The organism is Variovorax paradoxus, assembly GCF_009498455.1.
Lineage (GTDB): Bacteria > Pseudomonadota > Gammaproteobacteria > Burkholderiales > Burkholderiaceae_C > Variovorax > Variovorax paradoxus_H.
Window position 1 is genome coordinate 1,922,591 of sequence record NZ_CP045644.1, and the last position, 18,142, is coordinate 1,940,732.

The 18,142-nt window shown below is 66.3% G+C and carries 20 protein-coding genes; 13 read left to right on the plus strand and 7 right to left on the minus strand.

Annotated features, from left to right (window positions below):
- Positions 1-8: 8 nt before the first annotated feature.
- The 7 genes from GFK26_RS08740 to GFK26_RS08770 form a co-directional block, all read right to left on the minus strand.
- Complete coding sequence (locus GFK26_RS08740) at positions 9-188, minus strand: hypothetical protein (protein ID WP_153281638.1); 180 nt, start codon at positions 186-188, stop codon at positions 9-11.
- A complete protein-coding gene (locus GFK26_RS08745) occupies positions 185-805 on the minus strand; it encodes a DUF3164 family protein (RefSeq protein WP_153281639.1) in 621 nt (206 codons plus the stop codon). Before GFK26_RS08745 ends, GFK26_RS08740 begins: the two co-directional genes overlap by 4 nt.
- Before the next feature lie 11 nt (positions 806-816).
- Positions 817-1,203 carry a hypothetical protein gene (locus tag GFK26_RS08750; protein WP_153281640.1) on the minus strand — a complete coding sequence of 129 codons (387 nt, stop codon included), beginning with the start codon at positions 1,201-1,203 and terminating at the stop codon, positions 817-819.
- On the minus strand, positions 1,200-1,607 hold the full coding sequence (locus GFK26_RS08755) for a hypothetical protein (protein ID WP_153281641.1): 408 nt from the start codon (positions 1,605-1,607) through the stop codon (positions 1,200-1,202). Before GFK26_RS08755 ends, GFK26_RS08750 begins: the two co-directional genes overlap by 4 nt.
- Entirely contained in the window at positions 1,604-2,023 is a 420-nt protein-coding gene (locus tag GFK26_RS08760; protein ID WP_153281642.1) for a hypothetical protein, read from the minus strand. The genes GFK26_RS08755 and GFK26_RS08760 overlap by 4 nt, the downstream gene beginning before the upstream one ends.
- Positions 2,023-2,175, minus strand: coding sequence for a hypothetical protein (locus GFK26_RS08765; RefSeq protein ID WP_153281643.1), 153 nt, complete (start codon positions 2,173-2,175; stop codon positions 2,023-2,025). Before GFK26_RS08765 ends, GFK26_RS08760 begins: the two co-directional genes overlap by 1 nt.
- Positions 2,176-2,286: 111 nt before the next feature.
- On the minus strand, positions 2,287-2,592 hold the full coding sequence (locus GFK26_RS08770) for a helix-turn-helix domain-containing protein (RefSeq protein WP_194274054.1): 306 nt from the start codon (positions 2,590-2,592) through the stop codon (positions 2,287-2,289).
- Positions 2,593-2,756: 164 nt separating this feature from the next.
- Here GFK26_RS08770 and GFK26_RS08775 point away from each other — a divergent pair, with 164 nt between their 5' ends.
- The 13 genes from GFK26_RS08775 (at position 2,757) to GFK26_RS08835 (ending at position 18,142) form a co-directional block, all read left to right on the plus strand.
- Entirely contained in the window at positions 2,757-3,440 is a 684-nt protein-coding gene (locus tag GFK26_RS08775) for an XRE family transcriptional regulator (RefSeq protein WP_228121953.1), read from the plus strand.
- A 114-nt stretch (positions 3,441-3,554) separates the two neighbouring features.
- A complete protein-coding gene (locus GFK26_RS08780) occupies positions 3,555-4,130 on the plus strand; it encodes a lysozyme (RefSeq protein ID WP_153281645.1) in 576 nt (191 codons plus the stop codon).
- Entirely contained in the window at positions 4,127-4,777 is a 651-nt protein-coding gene (locus GFK26_RS08785) for a hypothetical protein (RefSeq protein ID WP_153281646.1), read from the plus strand. Before GFK26_RS08780 ends, GFK26_RS08785 begins: the two co-directional genes overlap by 4 nt.
- Positions 4,774-5,046, plus strand: coding sequence for a hypothetical protein (locus tag GFK26_RS08790; RefSeq protein ID WP_228121954.1), 273 nt, complete (start codon positions 4,774-4,776; stop codon positions 5,044-5,046). Before GFK26_RS08785 ends, GFK26_RS08790 begins: the two co-directional genes overlap by 4 nt.
- Before the next feature lie 174 nt (positions 5,047-5,220).
- A complete protein-coding gene (locus tag GFK26_RS08795; protein ID WP_153281648.1) occupies positions 5,221-5,700 on the plus strand; it encodes a hypothetical protein in 480 nt (159 codons plus the stop codon).
- Positions 5,701-5,772: 72 nt separating this feature from the next.
- Positions 5,773-6,702, plus strand: a complete 930-nt coding sequence (locus GFK26_RS08800; protein WP_153281649.1) for a hypothetical protein — start codon at positions 5,773-5,775, stop codon at positions 6,700-6,702.
- A gap of 67 nt (positions 6,703-6,769) precedes the next feature.
- Positions 6,770-7,120, plus strand: coding sequence for a hypothetical protein (locus tag GFK26_RS08805; RefSeq protein ID WP_153281650.1), 351 nt, complete (start codon positions 6,770-6,772; stop codon positions 7,118-7,120).
- Between the two features lie 116 nt (positions 7,121-7,236).
- Positions 7,237-7,488, plus strand: a complete 252-nt coding sequence (locus GFK26_RS08810; protein WP_153281651.1) for a DUF1799 domain-containing protein — start codon at positions 7,237-7,239, stop codon at positions 7,486-7,488.
- 89 nt (positions 7,489-7,577) lie between these two features.
- Positions 7,578-9,794, plus strand: a complete 2,217-nt coding sequence (locus tag GFK26_RS08815; protein WP_153281652.1) for a phage tail length tape measure family protein — start codon at positions 7,578-7,580, stop codon at positions 9,792-9,794.
- On the plus strand, positions 9,791-10,414 hold the full coding sequence (locus GFK26_RS08820; RefSeq protein WP_153281653.1) for a hypothetical protein: 624 nt from the start codon (positions 9,791-9,793) through the stop codon (positions 10,412-10,414). The genes GFK26_RS08815 and GFK26_RS08820 overlap by 4 nt, the downstream gene beginning before the upstream one ends.
- On the plus strand, positions 10,411-11,034 hold the full coding sequence (locus GFK26_RS08825; RefSeq protein WP_153281654.1) for a hypothetical protein: 624 nt from the start codon (positions 10,411-10,413) through the stop codon (positions 11,032-11,034). The genes GFK26_RS08820 and GFK26_RS08825 overlap by 4 nt, the downstream gene beginning before the upstream one ends.
- Positions 11,031-11,447 (plus strand): DUF6950 family protein, encoded by a 417-nt coding sequence (locus tag GFK26_RS08830; protein WP_153281655.1) that lies wholly within the window; start codon positions 11,031-11,033, stop codon positions 11,445-11,447. The genes GFK26_RS08825 and GFK26_RS08830 overlap by 4 nt, the downstream gene beginning before the upstream one ends.
- A gap of 134 nt (positions 11,448-11,581) precedes the next feature.
- Entirely contained in the window at positions 11,582-18,142 is a 6,561-nt protein-coding gene (locus tag GFK26_RS08835) for a phage tail tip fiber protein (protein WP_153281656.1), read from the plus strand.

An 18,142-nucleotide genomic window follows, 5' to 3' on the forward strand; every position in this document is an offset into this window, starting at 1 on the left:
GCTCCATTTCAGATGTCGGTGGGGCCGATCTGCACCTTGGCGGGCGGGCGCTCCCGTATCGCCGAAGGTTCGACCAGGCCCGCGGCCTCGAGCTGCGGCCGGCAGGCGTCGCAGGCGATCTCGTGCAGGCTGGCGCCGGGCGCCATGCACCAGGCGCAGAAAGAGGGCTCGGTGATGTGCATGCTCATGCGGCGGCCACGTCCAGGTTGATCGGCGTGTACTCGCCGGTGAGGTCATTGCGCTCGTAGAAGCGGATGTAGGGCTTGGTGCTGGCGATGCGCATGCTGTCGCTGATCGCCCGCATCGCCTGCTGCCACTTCGCGTCGGCGATGTCGTGCCGGCGCAGGCCGAGCACGCGGGCGGTGCTGATCTTGCCCTGCTGGTCGACGTCGAACGCATCGTTCACCAGCACCTTGATGTTGGCGTTGCTGCCCTTGCTCCAGCCCTGGATGCACTCGTCGATGAGCGCCTTGGCCGCCTGCAGCCGCTCGTCGAAGACGATGGTGTCCTGCATCCGGCGTTCCACCTTGTGCTTGCCGTCGAAGCTCACGAGCGTGACGTTGCCCTTGCGCCCGCCCTGCTTCACGTCGTAGGCCGCCAGGCTGCGCTCGATGAATGCGTGCACCGCGTTCATCGCGGCCACCTTGAACCCGATCAGCGCCGCGCTCTGCTGGCGGGCCTGCGCGCAGAGTTCGCTGACGACGGCATGGCGGTCCTTGTCGATGGGCTTGATCTTCGACACCGGGATCAGGGCGTCGTTGGCGTCTTTCCAGTAACCCGGGTGGTGTGCGATGGCTTCTTGCATGAAATGTCCTCTCAGGAGTTGGCGTTGTTCTTGGGTGTGTCGTTGTCGGACAGGGCGAGCTGCCCGAGCAGAGCGAGCAGCGACACCCGGCGCAGCCGGCTTTCGATGCGCAGGCCGGACACGGCGCGGCTGCGCAGGTAGCGGCAGGTCTCGTCGAGCTCGGCTGCAGTGGCGGCCATGAAGTAGCCGGTGTCGGGTTTGCCGCAGATGTGCTCGCCCTGCAGTCGCAGCGCCGCGACGTGTTCGCGCGCGCGGCGTTCATGGGCGGGTGCCGGCGTCGAGCGGCCAGTGATGCGGGCGACAAGGTCGCGCACATGCAGGCCGTGCGCGCGGCCGACGCACGTCCGCAGTTCGGCCAGCACCTGGGCGGCGGTGAGGGTCGGATCGGCGCTGCTCATTGCGCCGACCCCCAGTAGCCGGATCGCGTGCCGAGCAGCAGGCTCGGCACGCGCGTGAAGTCGAGCGCGCCCGGCCGCACCACGGGGCTGTGCACGGGCATGTAGACGCTGGTGTCGAGCCGCGTCACGCGGCGCGCCGATGCCATGCGCTCGGCCACGGGCCCGGGGCCGCACCGCCAGCGCCGCCGGCCGCCGACCGTCACGGCGTGGACGTGGCCGCCGTCCGCCAGCCGCGCCAGTTGCCGGCGAAGCGCCGGGCAGCCCGGCTCGGGTCGGTAGCCCGCGAGGCGGTGCGCCAGCATGCGGTCGAGCTCTCCGGCCGACGCCGTGCCGTGTGCTTCGAGGTGCGCGGCAACAGCCCGTCCGAGCCGCTGCTCCCACGCGCGATCTGTGGTGTCGTTCATGCGGGGTGTCCTTCCCTTGCAGTGCGTGGCGGCGGCGTGGCGCCCACGTCGCGCTGGAGCACGTAGCGCTTCAGCCCGTCGACACGGCGCGCGCCGATGCGCACGTCTTTCGGACGCTGCCGCGACCACGACAACATCAGCGCGCCGGCCTGGCGCCGGGCCTCGGCCACGTCGTCGTCCGCATCGACCAGCAGGCTGGCTGCTTCGTCGGCGGTCAACGCGCGGCGGATGCGCAGCAGGCGCCACAGGCGGTCGGCGAAAGGGGCACCGTCGGCCGCCATCGGCTCGGCCGGCGTGTCGTCGGGCTGTGGTGGGGGTGCGGCCGCGTCGGCCTGCGCGTTCGCGATGCGCTGCTCGGCGAGTGCCAGCAAGGCCTTGGCGACGAACCATTCGGAAGAAGAGGTCGTGACCTGCATCACGCACCTCCTGCCAGTTGTTCGAAGCGCGTCGCGCCGTCGAACACAGTCTTTTTCTCAGTCTTGACGAAGCCTTTTCTCACAGTACATTTCTCCTCGCTCGTGGCACTGCTCAGTTCACTGGCACGCCCGGTGAAGGCTGCAACCTTCATCGGGCACTCTTGAAATCACGCGTTTCTTCTTCCTCCTCCGCACATGCCAGACCCTGGCGAGCCGGCCGGGAAACCCGGCCAGGTCTCGTGCGGTGAGCCCGCTGGTCACGCTCAGTCGGGTCCTTCGCCGGGAGGCGCCAGCGCATGCGGATTGCGCGTCATCGCAATGCCGCGGTGGCGCGGGCGCAGGTAACGGCTGGGCCAGATGGCTTCGGGTTCCAGCGCCAGCGCGCGGGCCACGATGCGTTCCGCGGCAACCCAGGGGCGGTACAGAACTTCGTTGATGTGCGCGTATTTGTGTTCTTTGGCCAACTTCGACAGGTTGGTGTCGACCATTTCAAGTGCCGCTTTAACCTGAGCCGGGTGCCAATCCATCGAAAAATCTCGTTTTGTGTTGATGATCTCGATTATGCACATGAAGCAGGTTTTGACAATCTAAATAAACACGCCAACAGATATTTCTTGTCGATGAAACATCTTTTGGGTTGAAAGAGTACCTTTGTGTGTTTAATATGTGCGCCTTCGCACAAAGCAGAGTGATCGTGACGTCGCCCACCCCTACCCCTCTAGACGACACCCAAGTGACCGCCCGCGTCAACGAACTGGCCCTTGCTCAGGGCGCGCGGCTGCGGGATCTGCGCAAGCGCAAGGGCCTCACCATCGACGACCTCGCGCAGCGCAGCGGTCTTCACTTCAATACGGTGGGGCGCATCGAACGGGGCGTCAGCGACGCCAGCCTGGCGCAGCTGTATGTGATGGCCCTGGCGCTGGGCGTCGATCCGGCGGAGCTGAATCCTTTCCAGTCCGCCCAGCCGGCCAGCCCGCTGTCGAGCGGACTCGACGACGAGACCTTCGTGCTGGTGGAACTGCTCGACGTTCGCGTGAGCGCCGGTGGGGGCTCGTACAACGGCTCGCAGGAAGACATGGGCCGCTTCGCGTTCAACCGGGCCTGGATGGCGCGCAAGGGCGTGAAGCCAGCCTATGCCCGCATCGTCCACGCGCGCGGCGATTCGATGGCCGACAAGATCAACAACGGCGACATCCTGCTGGTCGACACCGCCACCAAGTCGCTCGACCAGGACGGCGTGTACGTGATCCAGCTCGACGGCCACGACTACGTGAAGGTGCTGCAGCGCGACTTCTCGACCGGCGGCCTGCAGATCATCAGCTACAACCCCGCGTACAAGCCGCAGGTGCTCAGCGCCGAACAGGCCGCCGACCTGCACATCAGCGGCCGCGTTGTTTGGCACGGCGGCGAGATCTGACCCGCGCGCTCCCGCGTTCGGCGGGCAGGCCAGTGTAGGCAGCGCCCTGCGGTGAAAAGCAGGTCGGCGCATGTCGACCTCAGCCGATCGCGACCCACGCCCGACCATGAGGGCATGGGCAAAAACATCTTTCGAAGGTTCCGGCGGCGACCTGCGTCCGCCGAAAAAGGGGGCGCGTCCCCGCGTCAACTGCTGACCGTCCTTGCGCTCAGCGCGGCCGGGCTGGTGGGCATCGTCGCGCGGGAGGGCTACAGCGACAAGGCCTACCCCGACCCTGTGCACGGCACCGCGGTGCCGACCATCGGCTTCGGCACCACCGGTGGCGTTCGCATGGGCGACACCACCACGCCCGTGCCCGCGCTGCATCGCGCGTTGCACGATGTGCAGACTTATGAAAGCGCGCTCAAGCAGTGCGTGCAAGTGCCACTGCATCAGTACGAGTACGACGCCTATGTGAGCCTGGCCTACAACATCGGCGCGTTCAATTTCTGCACCGGCGGCCGCGCGGGCCGCACCTCGATGCTGGTGCAGCGGCTCAACCGCGGCGACTACGCCGGCGCATGCGACGCCATCCTCGGCTGGAAGTACGCAGGCACCACCGACTGCTCAGCGCCCGGCAACAAGACCTGCGGCGGGCTCTGGAAAGACCGCTTGCGTTTGCACGCGCAGTGCCAGGGGAATGCGCCATGACCTTCAGCGCAAGACTGGCCGTGGTCGGTGTGGCCGTGGGTGCGGGCGCACTGTTGCTCGCCGTCGGCGGATGGGCGGTGCACGACGCAGGCCGCACCAAGGAGCGTGTCCTCTGGCAGGACAAGGAAGCGCAGCGCGCCGCGCAACTCGCGAAAGACCTCGAAGCCGAGTACGCGCGCGGGCGTGCCGCATCGACCCGCTACCAGCTTGGCGTCAGCGCCCTGCAGGCCCGCTACTTCACCCTCGAAGGCCCGTCCCATGATCTACGCCGGCGCGTTTCTCTTGTCGTTCCTCCTGCTGTTCCTGATTGCCGCGCTGAGCGGCCTGGCGATCCTGCGCGACCTGTCGCGCCGCGAGCGGAACCGGATGCTGTCGCGCCTGGCGATGCACAGCGCGACCCTGTCGACCGCGGTCATCGCCTCAGCCTTGCTGCTGTCTGGCTGTGGAACAGCGCCCTTGCGGGCACGGACGTTCCCGCCGGTGCCTGCGGACTTGCTGACACCTCCGTCGAAGCCTGTGGTGCTGACGCCGGCCTCACCGTCGACGACGCCTGGAACAACCACCACCTCAACGCGAAATCCTGCGCCGCCGATCGCCTTCGGTATCGCGCGCTGATCGAGTTCATCACAGAAAGACCCGTCCCATGAGCGACTCCCACGTCCGCGCACAGGAACTGCTGTTGCTCGGCCAGATCCACGGCCTCGTGCAAGCCCTGAAGGAAGGGCAGGACCGGCAGAGCCGGCGCATGGACCACTTCGATGCGCGCTTCGATGCGCTCGACAGCCGGCTGCGTGCCGTCGAGCAGCGCGCAGCCGTGTTCGGCGCCGCCTCGGGCGGTGCGATGGCCATCGGCACCGCGTTGCTCATCGAGGGCATCAAACAGTGGTTTCGCGGCGGAGGTCCTGGTGCGAACTGAACACACGACCGCAGGCGAACACCGCCGATTTTTCGCTTCAGGGGCCGACAGATGTCGGCCTTTTGCATTTCGGGCCCGGCCGCGACAGTTGATTCACCAACCAACGCAGCCAACGATGCACACCACTTTCATTCACACGATCTTCATGCCGCGACGCGCGGCCGGAGCCGCCGCATGAGCGGCCTCGACACCCTGCGCGCGGCCATTGTCCAGACGCTGAACGGCGTGCCGCAGATCGGCCGTGTTCACGACCGCGAGCGTTTCGCGAGCGACGAGGCCGCGCTGCGCGCGCTCTACCTGCACACGCTGCCCGGCGGCGCGCAACAGCTGCGTGGCTGGTGGCTGCGCCGCGATGCCACCGAGGAGCGCAGCCTCAATGTCGGGCGCACCCTCAGCGTCGACACCTGGACCCTGCACGGCCGCATGGCCGTCGACGACACCGCCGCTTCGGAGCTCGCCTTCGACGCCTTGATCGAGGCCGTGCGCGACGCCGTGCGCGCCGACCCGACCTTCGGTGGCGCATGCGCCACCAGTCCAATCAAGGACGAGAAAGCCACCGACGGCATGCAGGTCGGCGGCACCGGCGCGGTCAGTTTTTGCGGCGTGCAGTGCCACGGCGCCTCCCTGCAGTTGCGGACCTGGCGCTACCTCTGAGCCAGGCCCTCTGTTCATCAGTCCCATCCTTCCATCAACCAACCAACCAACCAACCAACGGAGAACGCCGACATGGCAAAACTCATGCGCAAGATGGCCATCCTGGCCAAGGCTGAAACGGTACGCGGTACCGACGCTCTTCCCACCGGTGCGGCCAACGCCATCCTGGTCAGCGAAGTCACCCTGACCCCCATCGAAGGCGATGTGGTACAGCGCGACAACGTGCGACCCTACTTCGGCTCGCGCGGCTCCGTGCTGGTGACCCAGTACAGCAAGATCGCCTTCTCGGTCGAGATCGCGGGCGTCGCCGCCGCCGGTGATGTGCCGGCCTACGCTGCGCTCATGCGCGGCTGCGCCATCGCCGTCACCACGGCCGCCGGCGTCAGCACCACCTTCGCACCGGCAACCGACAGCCTCGAGTCGCTCACCATCTACGGAAACGTCGACGGCACCGTCTACAAGATGACCGACGCGCACGGCAACGTGAAGGCCACCATCGACGCCAAGGGCATCCCGAAGTGGCAGTTCGAGTTCACCGGCCTGTTCGTGCCCGCCGCCGATGCGCCGCTGCCCACGGCCGACTACACCAAGTTCATGGACCCGCTGGGCGTGAACAAGGCCAACACCACCTTCACGCTCGACGGCCTCGGTGTGGCGGCCAGTGCCTTCAGCTTCGATGCCGGCAACACCGTCGTGAAGCGCGACCTCATGACCATCGACTCGGTCGAGATCACCGCCCGCGTTTCCACTGGCTCGGTCACCTTCGAGAACACCGCGGTGGCGACCAAGGACTGGATCGGCATGGCGCGTTCGAGCAAGCGCGTGCCCCTGGCCCTCAAGCACGGTCAGGGCGCGACCAACGTGGTCGAGTTCCTCTCGCCGCGCGCGCAGATCGGCAAGCCCACCTACAGCGACGTCGACGGCGTGCAGATGGTCACCGTGCCGCTCGAGTTCGTGCCCAGTGGCTCGGGCAACGACGAGTGGTCGATCGTCGTGCGCTGAGCACGGCCTTCTGCGTCATTCGCTCAACCACCCAGTCATTCATTCAAGACACAGGAAAGAGAACCCGATGCCTCAGAAGCTCAAGATCGCCGTGAAGCCCACCTTCATCGCACCCGTGGTGATGCGTGTGCCCGGTGACGGCCAGGTCGAGGAGGTGCGTTTCGACGCCGTCTTCAAGCGCCTGTCCAAGACCGACAACGAAACGCTGCAGGCGCGGCTAGACGCGCGCAGCCTCACCGACCGCGAACTGCTCGACATGGTGCTGGCCGACTGGAAGGGCCTGGAGGGCGAAGACAACGCGCCCTTCATCTGCACGCCCGACAACCGCGCCGCGGCGGCCGAGGACTGGCCGACCTTCGAGGCGGCCATTGCCTACAGCTACTTCGAGCACGCGTACCCGGCCGCAGCAAAAAACTGAGGGGCGCCGCGCGCTTCGTGCTCGGAGTCGCGCATCGCGTCCATGACGAGCTGGACGACGATCTCCGAAGCCAGTGCGCGTCGCTCGGTCTCGACCCGAGAAAGCTCGTCTCCTCGATGGCGAACGGGGACGGCCCGCCGCCTTTCGAGCTGTGGCCGGAACACCAGGAAGCCTTCGAGGTGTTCCACGCCTGCCGCACGCAATGGCGCGTGGTCGCCGGTGCGGCAGGCGCGTGGTTCCAGGGGCTCGACTTCGGTGCGGTCGACGTGGCGATGCGGCGCCTGGGCATTCCGCGTGCGCGTCAGCGTGAAGTGTTTCTGCAGTTGCAGGTGATGGAAGACGAAGGCATTGCGGTGCTGAACGTCTAGCAACAGCGCGGGCCGACGGCCATCGAAGGAGCAAGGGGCCGGCAGATGTCGGCCTTATTTTTTCTTTCTCTCAAACGGACCATACAGACATGGCTGCTGAACAAAAAACTGGAATCCTTGCAAACACTTTGACAAAAGAAGTGCCTGCGGCCACGCAAGCGCTGAAGGAGTTCACTAGCGCCGCCGGTGCCGCGAATGTGGCAATGGCGACACTTCGGCGCGAACCACGTGTCGAGCTCGCCGTGAAGGCCGCGCGCTACGTGGGCGAAGCCGCCGTTGACGGTGCGAGAGAAGGCGCTTCGTATTCGCGAGCGAAGACGTCGAGCGGGAACTATGCCGCCGTGACGAACGACCAGCTGCGAAGAATGGAAGTCGAGATCGCAGGCAGTACCGGCGGATCGCGCGCAAAAGCGGCGGAGGCCTTGAGCAGCCTGGTGGCTTCGGGCCAGGTACAAGGCCACGTCTTGCAGCAGGCGGCCACCGCGGTCGTTCAGATGAACCGGGTGTCGGGCGTCTCGATCAAGGACGCCGTGGAGAATTTTGCCAAGCTGGCGGACGAGCCCCTGAAAGCTTCCGAGGAGCTCAACAAGAAACGCAACTACTTCACCCCGGACGTCAGAAAGCGAGTGAGTGACTTCGAGGGTAAAGGCCAGAAGGAAGCCGCTGCCGCCGTCGCTCAGAACGCCTTCGGTGTCGCGATAGACCAGCGAGCGCGGCAGGAGATCGAGAACATGACGTTCTTCGATCGCGGGTTTCTGCATCTTCGCGAACTTCGCGATCGGCCGAAGGACATCGTGCGCAACGTCGGACGCGGCACCACGTTGCAGGAGGACTATGAAAGAGCCTCGACGAAGCGCGACAACCGGCTTCGCCGCGATGGCGGCGAAGGCACCCCAATGGCCGAAACGGAAGGAGGAGCCGCAGTCGGATTTTTGCGGCGACCTGCATCGCCGATATGGAACCGAGACAGTGAAAACCTGAGAGAGCAGCGGGTGCTAGACGCCCGGCTGGCGGCATTGCAAGGAGAGCGTGCAAGCAGCAGCAAGGCTGCAGCTGACGCAACGCTGGAGGCGAAAGATGCGCTCGCTCAGGACAAGGAGACAAGTGATGTCGCTCGAAAGGTCGTGGCTCTCCTAGGCAGCAAGGCGCCGGCTCCGTCGGTCTCAACAGCGGGAGCATCGGCCCGCAAGGCGCCTGCGGCCCGTAGTGCAAGCGCCGGCATCCTGCATGCTGAGGGTGAGGGATTGCGCCCGTGCATCGAAGTTGTGTGCGGCTGCAAGGCAGGCGCAACGGACCAAGCAAAGCAAGGCGCGCAAAAGGCCGCGACAAGCGAAACCGCGAAGCGCGCGTCCATCGACCCGGAACAAGCGCGGCAAGCGGCTCTGGTCGAAAGCATGCGCAAGGCCACCTCCGGCGTTCTCGATCAGACGACCGCACTGGACGCGCAGAACACCGCGCACGGAAAAACCAAGTCGGCGCTGAAGGAACTGAACATCGCTCAACTGGAGCGCCAGTACCAGGACCTGGACAACACCGAGCAAGTCATTCCTGGCTACCTGGAGGTACTGGGTGCGCGCATCGAAGCCGAGAAAGAACTGCTGAAGGTCACCCGAAACAGTGAAGGTATCGAGGCAGCCGACAAGGAAAAGACCAAGCGGGATGCGAAGGCCACCAAGATGTCCGACGACATCGGCGGTGCGTTCCGGGAAGGTTTCACGGGCTTTCTTCAGGGCGACGACAAGGCCTTCGACAAGATGGGCGAGTCGCTCAAGAAGAAGATCGTTTCGTCGATCGCCGACGCGCTCTACGACACATCGCTGAAGCCAGCCGTCGAGGCATTTTCCGGATGGTTCTCGGGCCTGTTCAAGGGAGGGTCTTCGGGTGGTGGCGCGTCTGCAGGCGGAAGCTCCGGCGATAACTGGTTGGGCAGCCTCGTGAACGGCGTGATGAAGTTCTTCGTCACGAGCGCCAACGGCAACGTCTTCTCCTCCCCCGGCCTGCACACCTACGCCAACAGCGTGGTCGGCAAGCCCACCTTCTTTCCCTTCGCCAACGGCATCGGCCTCATGGGCGAGGCCGGGCCCGAAGCCATCATGCCGCTGCGTCGCGGCTCCGACGGACGGCTGGGCGTCAGTGCCCAAGGTTCGGGTTCAGGTGGTGCCCTGCACTACGCACCCTCCACCGTCTTCCACATCGATTCGAGGTCCGATCGCGGCGCCGTGATGGCCGATCTGGACCGTGCGCTTCAAGCAAACAACCAAGGCCAAATGGAACAACTCAAGCGTATGCGGGTGGTGCCCCAATGAGCATCATCACCTTGCCCCTCACCTTGCCTGTCAAGCGACAGGACTTCGGCATCCAGACCTTCGACCTGAGCTTCAGCAGTGGCGACACCGGCTCGTCGCAGGTCGCCGTGCTGGCACCGCCGCGCCGCACCTGTGCGCTCGTGAGCGAAGAGCGCATCCCACTGATGAACGAGGCCGCGATGTGGCGCAGCCTGGTGCATGCGCTGCGCGGCCAGGTCAACGTGCTCGCGGTCAGCGACATGTTGCAGCCGGCCCCGCGCGGTAGCGCGCGGGGCACATGGACGGCGCTGGCCGCTGCTGCGGGCGCGTCGTCGCTGTCGATCCAGATGGGTGCGGCCCAGACCGGCAAGACCCTGCTGCAGGGCGACTGGATCGGCGTCAACCAGGGGTCGATCCATCGGCAGTTGTTGCACGTGCAGTCCGATGCCGTGGCGAACGCGTCGGGGCTGATCGTGGTGTCCGTCGAGCCGGTGTTGCGCGTGGCTGTGGCCGCCGGAAGTGCCGTGGTCTGGGACCGCCCGACCTGCCTCATGCGCAAGGTCGATGCCAAGAACAACTGGTCGTCGGAGTCGCGCACGCAGGGCGGCTTCAGCCTCGATCTCATGGAGTCCTGGGAATGACAGTCACCACCAACAGCGGCTTTCAGGCCACTGCCAGCGCCGGCGCCTATGGCGAACTTGCACTGGTCGAACTGCAACTGCGCTCGGGCACGGCGCGCTTCACGAACTGGCCGCTCAGCGTCCAGGTCATGGGCGAGACCTGGCAGGGCGTGGGCAACCTCGGCTCCATCGGTGAGTTGCACGAGAGCGAAGACGGCGCGGCCGAGAAGCTCACGCTGACGCTCTCGCCGGTGGACATCGGCACGCGTGCGCTGGCGCTCGGCGATCCCTCCGACTACCAGGACCGCCGTGTGCGCGTGTGGATCGCGATGCTCGATGCCAACACGCTACAGATCACCGGCGCTCCCGTGCTGCGCTTCGTCGGCGTGATGGACCAGATGAAGATCGATCGCGATGGCAACAACGCCTCGATCAGCATGGACTGTCGCACCGCGAGCTACGACGTGCGCAGCAATCCCGCGGCGCTGCGCATGAACAACGCGCAGCACCTGGCGCGGCATCCGGGCGAGCTCGGCTTCTCCTACCTAACGGGTCTGATCGGCAATCCGTCGATCTGGGTCAGCAAGTGGCTGCAGGCCAATCTGCAGTACCGGCAAAGCCTGGGGGTGCACAGCAAATGAGCATCGACCTGGACGCCTTCATCGACGCGCGACGCCACACGGGCTTCGCCTATTTCAGACACGACTGCGCAAGCATTGCCGCGGACTGGGTGCTCGAGCAGCGCGGCGCGGACCCGCTCGAGGCGCTGCGTGCGCCGGGCGGTGCATTGGCGCCCCAGAGGCTGCTGACGGCGCTGCGGCATGTGCGTGCCTCGGGCGGCTTCGAGGCTGCGGCCTCCGCCCTCCTGGGGACTCCACAGCCGGGCCGCATGGCGCAACGCGGCGACGTCGTGCTGGCTCGCAGCGGCCGGCGCATCGGCCGCGTTTCTGGCTACAGCTTCGGTATCTGCACGGGCTCGCACATCGTGGCTCCCGGCACCGACCGATTGATTTTTCTTCCAATGACCGAGGGGGTGGCCGCATGGCGCATTTGATTCGACGGTTCTCCGTCCTGTTTGGTCTTCTTTGCTTTGCGGCGGTAGCGCATGCGGAGCCGACGTCCATCATCGGCGGGATCATTTCCGCCATCACGAGCTATGGAGCGGCAGTCGCTGCAGTCGTTTCGATCGTGAGTTCGGCCTACGCCTCATCGCAAGCCAAGAAGAAGGCGCGCCAGGCCGCGGCCCGCAAGTTCGCCGAAGACGTTGCCAACCTGCGCGACCGCACCGCCACGCTGGTCAGTTCGGAAGCCCCCTGGTCGACGGTCTACGGCGCACCTGCACGCGTGGGGGGCGCCATCGTTGCGGTGCTCGACAGCGGTGCGATGGCCCATTTCAAGCACATCGTGATCGTCTTCGCGGCGCACGAGTGCGAGGCCATCGACGAGATCTTCATCGACGGTACGTCGGTGGGACGACCCAATGCGGCCGGCTGGACCGACGGCTCCGAGTTCCAGATGCCGCCGCTGTTCAGCGGGTGGCCTTCGGAAGGCCCGTCGGTGAACGTGCAGTTTCACACCTCGCCCGGTGGCGTGGACACGGCCGATGGCTTCCTTCGCGCCAGTCTCCACGAGACCTTCCCCGACGTCGACTTCTGGACCGAACAGCACAAGCTCAGCGGCTGCACCTATGCAGTCGTCACGCTCAATCTGCTGTTCGACCGTTTCCAGGGCGGCATTCCCGAGATCACGGCCAGGATTCGCGGCAAGAAGGTGAACGATCCGCGCACCGGCCAGACCGTCTATTCGCGCAACCCGGCGCTGTGCCTGGCCGACTTCCTGCGCTCGGAGTCGGGGTACCTCGCGGCGCCTGACCAGATCGACGAGAACGCACTCATCGCTGCCGCCAACGCCTGCGACCAGCAGGCCTACACCGCCACCCAAGCAAGCGACGCCCTGAACTACGGCAACTCGCGCGCGCTGTACGTCTGCGACGGCATGTTCCGCTCCGACCAGGACCGCGAATCGACCCGCCAGCAGATCGAAGATGCAATGGCCGGCTTCAGCCTGGAGTCGGGCGGCGTCTGGCGCGTCCAGGCCGGTGCATGGAGCACGCCGGTGCTCAACCTCGACGACGACGACATGCTGGCGCCCACGGCGGTGGCCCAGACCGCCCATCCTGGTACGAGCCGATTCAACGGCATGCGCGGCACGTATGTCAACGCGGCGCGCAATGGCGTCAGCGAAGACTTCTCGCCCTACCAGAACGCGAACTTCCGCGCGCTCGATGCGAAGGACAAGCTCACCGACATGGCGCTGGCCTTCACGGCCTCGCACATGCGTTGTCACCAGATCGCCCGTGTGGTGGTCGAGCAGAGCCGAGGCGGCTTCGTGCTGCGCATCCATCCGAAGATGCTGGCCTGGCATCTGCAACCCGGCGATCGCATCGTGCTTTCGAGCGCGCTGTATGGCTTCACCAACAAGACCTTCCGCGTCACGGACTGGACCTACGCACGCAACGCACCGCTGTCGCTGCTCGTGATCGAGGATGTGCCGGCGTACTACGACCTGGCCGACGAGGTGCTCGCCGACGCGGCGCCGAACACCAACCTGCCGAGCCCCTTCCTTCAACCGCAGGCACCGTTCGACTTCAAGGTGGAAAGCGGCCTGTCGCAAATGTCGGTGCAGGACGGCGGCATGGTGGCGCGTGCCCGCGTCTCATGGGCGAAATCGAACGAGCTCAACATCCTGAAGAGCGGCGCTGTCGAGGTGCAATGGCGCTCGCTGGCACCGGTGAGCGACTGGCACTCGTCGCAACTGCCGGGCGATGCCACCGAGACCTTCCTGCTGGGCTTGTCGGTGCGCAGCCTCTATCAGGTGCGAGCGCGTTTCCGAACACCCTACGCATCAAGCCCGTGGGCCACGGCCGAGCACACGCTGGTCGGCAAGGGCGGTGTGCCTGGCGACGTGGCGGGGCTCGCGCTCGACGTGACCGACGCAGGCATCGTCGCCACCTGGGGGCAGCCGATCGGAATCGACCTGCTCGACTGGAGTACGACCCGCGTGCGCATCGGCGCCAGCTGGGAGCTGGCCGACGAGGTGTTCTCCGCCAAGGGCGTGGCGGCCAACCTCGGGTGGCTGCGCGCCGGCACCCAGCGCGTCTGGGCCTCGCACGGCAGCACGTCCAACCAATGGTCGGTGCCGGTCTCCGCGTCCATCGACATTGCGCCGCCTGCGCAGCCACTCGTGAACGGCATCGTCTGGCGCAACGAGGTCGACCTGTCGTGGCAGGACTGCAAGACCATGCAGCCGATCGCGTACTACGAGCTGCGCCGGGGCGCTACGCTCGAGACCTCTGAAGAGATCGGACGTACGGCAGAGCGGACCTTCGTTCGCACCGAAGCCACGGGCAGCTGGCGCTACTGGGTGCGCGCCGTGGACGCCGGTGGCAACGGCAGCGCGGCCGCGTACGTGCAGCTCACGGTGCTGCCCGGCATCGACGAGGCGCTGGAAGAGCTCGAGCAAGGCCTGAACGAAGCCGTCGACGAGCTCAAGGCCGTCGACCAGGCACAAGGCCAGGCGCTGACCAAGGAAGCGCAAGACCGTGCGCAGGCCCTGAGCGCCGAGGCGGCCGCGCGAGCGGCAGCCATCGCGGCAGAAACGGCCGCGCGCTCGGCGGCGTTGGTGTCCGAGGCCCAGCAGCGGGCGCAGCAGGTCACGCAGGTGACGAACGCGCTCACGGCAGAAGCCACCACCCGCGCCGCGGCCGACCAGGCCGAAATCACTGCACGTGTGGCGGCCGTCTCGCAGGAGGTGGCCGACCGGAAGGCGGCAGTGACGGCCGAGGCCACGACGCGTGCCACCGCGATCACGGCCGAGCAGAGCGCGCGCGCCGCGGCGCTGCTCGCCGAAACCAATGCCCGCAAGGCCGCGATCACGGACGAGGCCACGGCACGGCAGACCGCCGACGAGTCGTTGTCATCACGCGTCACGACCCTGAACGCATCGTTGAGCATCGCGCAGGCTGCACTGCAGACCGAGGCCACGACGCGCGCCAGTGCCGATGCGGCCGAAGCGTCTGCACGGCAGCAGCTGGCCACGCAACTGCAGGCCGCCGATGCGACTCTGACCGCGGCCATCGGCAACGAAGCCTCGGCGCGCAGCGCGGCGGATGCGGCCGAGGCCCGCAGCCGCGAGTCGTTGACGGTCGCGCTGGTCGGCGCAACGGACCTCGCCGCCACCTTGGCCTACGTGGACGGCGCCTCGCTGGAGATCGGGTTTGCCGAGCAGAGCTACGGCGTCTGGCAGGCACCGGCGCTGGGGCAGGTGGGCAGCGGCCTGATCGCCGAAGAGCGCCAGGCCCGCGTGGCGGCCGATGCTGCAGAGGTAACGGCACGGGAGACGCTGCAGGCACAGCTCACCGGCGGCTACGGCGGATCGGACCTGTCGCAGGTGGTCAGCGGCCTGATCTACCAAGAGCGCAGTGCACGCGCCACGAGCGACGAGGCATTGGCGCAGCAGATCACGCTGATCTCGGCAGGCGTGGGTGAGCAGTTCGACTACGCGAAGATCTGGTACTTCGATTCCGGTCTGGAAGCCTGGACGGGCAATGGCACGCCTTCTGTCGCGGCCGGGTGGATCCGCCCCGCCAACCATGCGACCGACCCCTTCGTCGTGTCGCCTGTGGGGATTGCCGCAAACGGCTCGACCTACGGCCAGATCCGCATGCGCGTGCGCAAGATCGGTGTGCCTGCATGGGACGGCGCGCTGTCCTGGCGTGCGGCGAGCGACAGCGGCTTCGACGCGTCGCGGCGTGTGACGATGACAGAGCCGACCTACGACGGCGCAGGCATCGGCATGGTCACGGTCAGCCCCGGGTGGGATGTGGCCATCGACCAGCTCCGCATCGAGCTGTCGGCGACGCAGACGGCCACCGCGTACTTCGAGATCGACTGGGTCGCCATCGGACGCCCGTCGCCAGGCGCCTCGAACGCCGCGCTGCAGGCGGAAGTGGCCGCGCGTGCGAGCGCGGACGCTGCGCAGGTCACGGCGCGCGAGAACCTCGCCGCGCAGCTGCGCGGCGCCTACAGCGGCAACGACATCGGCGCGCTGAGCTCGGGCCTTCTCGCATCGGAGCGTGATGCACGGGTGAGCGCGGACAGCGCCGAGGTCACGGCGCGGCAGCAGCTCGCGGCCACTGTGGCCGGCAACAAGACGAACGCGGATGCTGCGCTCGTGGCCGAGCAGACGGCGCGTGCCAACGCCGATGCCGCCGAGGTCACGGCCCGCCAGGCACTGGCCGCGACCGTTGCCGGAAACCTGTCCACCGTCAATGCTGCGATCAACGCCGAACAGAGCGCGCGTGCCACCGCAGACACGGCGGAAGTCACCGCGCGCGAATCGCTGGCCACGCAGGTGCGCGGTGCCTACATCGGCACGGACGTCGGTGCTGTCAGCTCGGGCCTGGTCTACAGCGAGCGCCAGGCACGCATCGCCGCCGACAACGCGGAGATCACGGCTCGCACGGCGCTGGCGGCAACGGTCGCGAGCAACAAGACCAGCGCCGACGCTGCGCTGGTGACCGAGCAGAGCGTGCGCGCCACCGCTGACACGGCCAATGCCAATGCGATCACCGCGTTGCAGGCGACAGTCACGGGCAACGCCACGGCCGGGTCCGCCGCGCTGCAGAACGAGGCTGTGGCGCGTGCGCAAGCGGACAGTGCAGAGGCGATCCAGCGGCAGGGCCTTTCCGTGGCGCTCACGGGCGTTCCCGACACCTCGGGCAGCCTGGACACGGTGATCGGTGCGTCGCTGGTCAACGACTTCGTGGGCAATGCCTTCGAAGTCTGGGAGAAGCCGACGGGACCGACACTCGCCAGTGGGCTGATCTACGAGGAGCGCCAGGCGCGCATCACGGCGGATGCGGCCGAAGTGTCTGCTCGTCAGGCGCTGGAGGCGGTGGTCAATACCAACAAGGCAGATGCCGCCGCGGCCGTGACGGCGGAGCAGAGTGCCCGCGTCACGGCGGACACGGCGAATGCCAACGCGATCACTGCGCTGTCGGCCACCGTCAACCACACCACGAACGGCCTGCCGAGCAAGGCCAGCAACACGGCCCTGACCGCGTTGACGACGCGCGTCACGAATGCAGAGGGCCTGATCACGTCGCAGGGCGATGCGATCACCAGCATCAACAGTGGATTGGAACTGGGGCGCGCCGATTCGCAGGCGAGTTTGACGGCGGACGAGAGCCTGGCGAATGCGACGGCATGGCGCAGTCACTACGGCACCAACCTGGCGACGTACTTCGTCACGACGACGACCGGCAAGGTTGCCACGACGGTGTGCCGTTCGCCTTTGGGGGGGGCGAACTTCTGGAACTACTCGAAGAGCAAGGTGGTGATCGACCAAGCGCGAACCTACCGCCTCACGGCATGGGTTCGACGCGCGGATGCCAACGGCACGCACTACTGGACGTGGTGGCGCAACACGTTGGGCAACTATGGCAACAGCGGCATCGCGATCGGCAGCCTGCCCAACAACGTCTGGACCCAGATCTCGCTGGACCTGCTCGGCAGCGCCTTTGGCGATACGTCGGTCAGTCCCGGCTTTGCCCTGAACCACACAGGTGGCACGACGGGCTACTCGGAGATCCAGGGGTTCCGCTTCGAGGATGTCACGGACAGCCTGCGGATCACCAAGGCGGAGACCACGAAGGCGGACGCCACTGCGGTCAATGCGCTCACGACGCGTGTGACGAGCGCTGAAGGCGCGATCACGAGCCAGGCGACGGCGCTGAGCAATGTGACGGCCAAGGTCAATGGGAACACTGCGTCGATCACCGCGACGTCGAGTGCGCTCGCGACGCTCGACGGCAAGGTCAAGTCGACGTGGAAGCTCAACGTCACGGCCGGAAACAGGGTCTCCGGGATCTTGCTCGACGCCGACAACACTGAGAGCAAGATGGTCGTGCTCGTCGACAAGTTCGCGATCGCCCAGACCGCGACGGGCGGAGAGACCAAGTACCCGTTCATCGTCGGTCGCGTGGACGGTGCCAGCACCATCGGCATGGACGGCAACTTGTTTGTCGATGGGTCCATCAAAGCCCGCTCGCTGGATGTGGAGCAGTTGACTGCGACGATCTCGAAGCTGAACTACATCAGTGCGGGTCAGATCACGATCAACGGAAACATGGCGGGAACGGACTGGGGCTACATCCGCTCCACCGACAAGTGGTACGGCGATGGCAGATGGGGATGGATACTCGCCAAGGCACCGGATGGCGCCTCTTTTGTCGACTTCACCCAGGGGCCTTGCGGCCTGCAGATGCTGGGGACCCCCAACGGAGGGGATAGCTTCCGCTTGTGGGGGCCGGGCTTCAACCTGGATCGAGGAGGGCTGACGATCGGTCAGGCCAACGTGATCGACACGCTCAACATTCGGGGCGAAGCGGTCACCGTTCCCAGATACGCAGTCTCGCCGGGGAATGTCTGCCATTTGCTCTACCGGAACAGCACAGGGCAGACGTTGGATGTCTTCGCAATGGGTACCGTCTTCTTGATGATGACGGGCTTCGTCTCGATCAAAGTGAACGGAAACCAAGTCTGGTTTGGTGCGGGCATTGCAGGTTCCACCGTGACTGGCGGGGCAAGTTTTCAATGTTGGCCAGGTGACTCTGTGATCGAAATATCTTCTACCGCGCCCTCCGGTCTCTCCGGCTCTTTCATCTATGCAATCGCCACACGTCGTTGA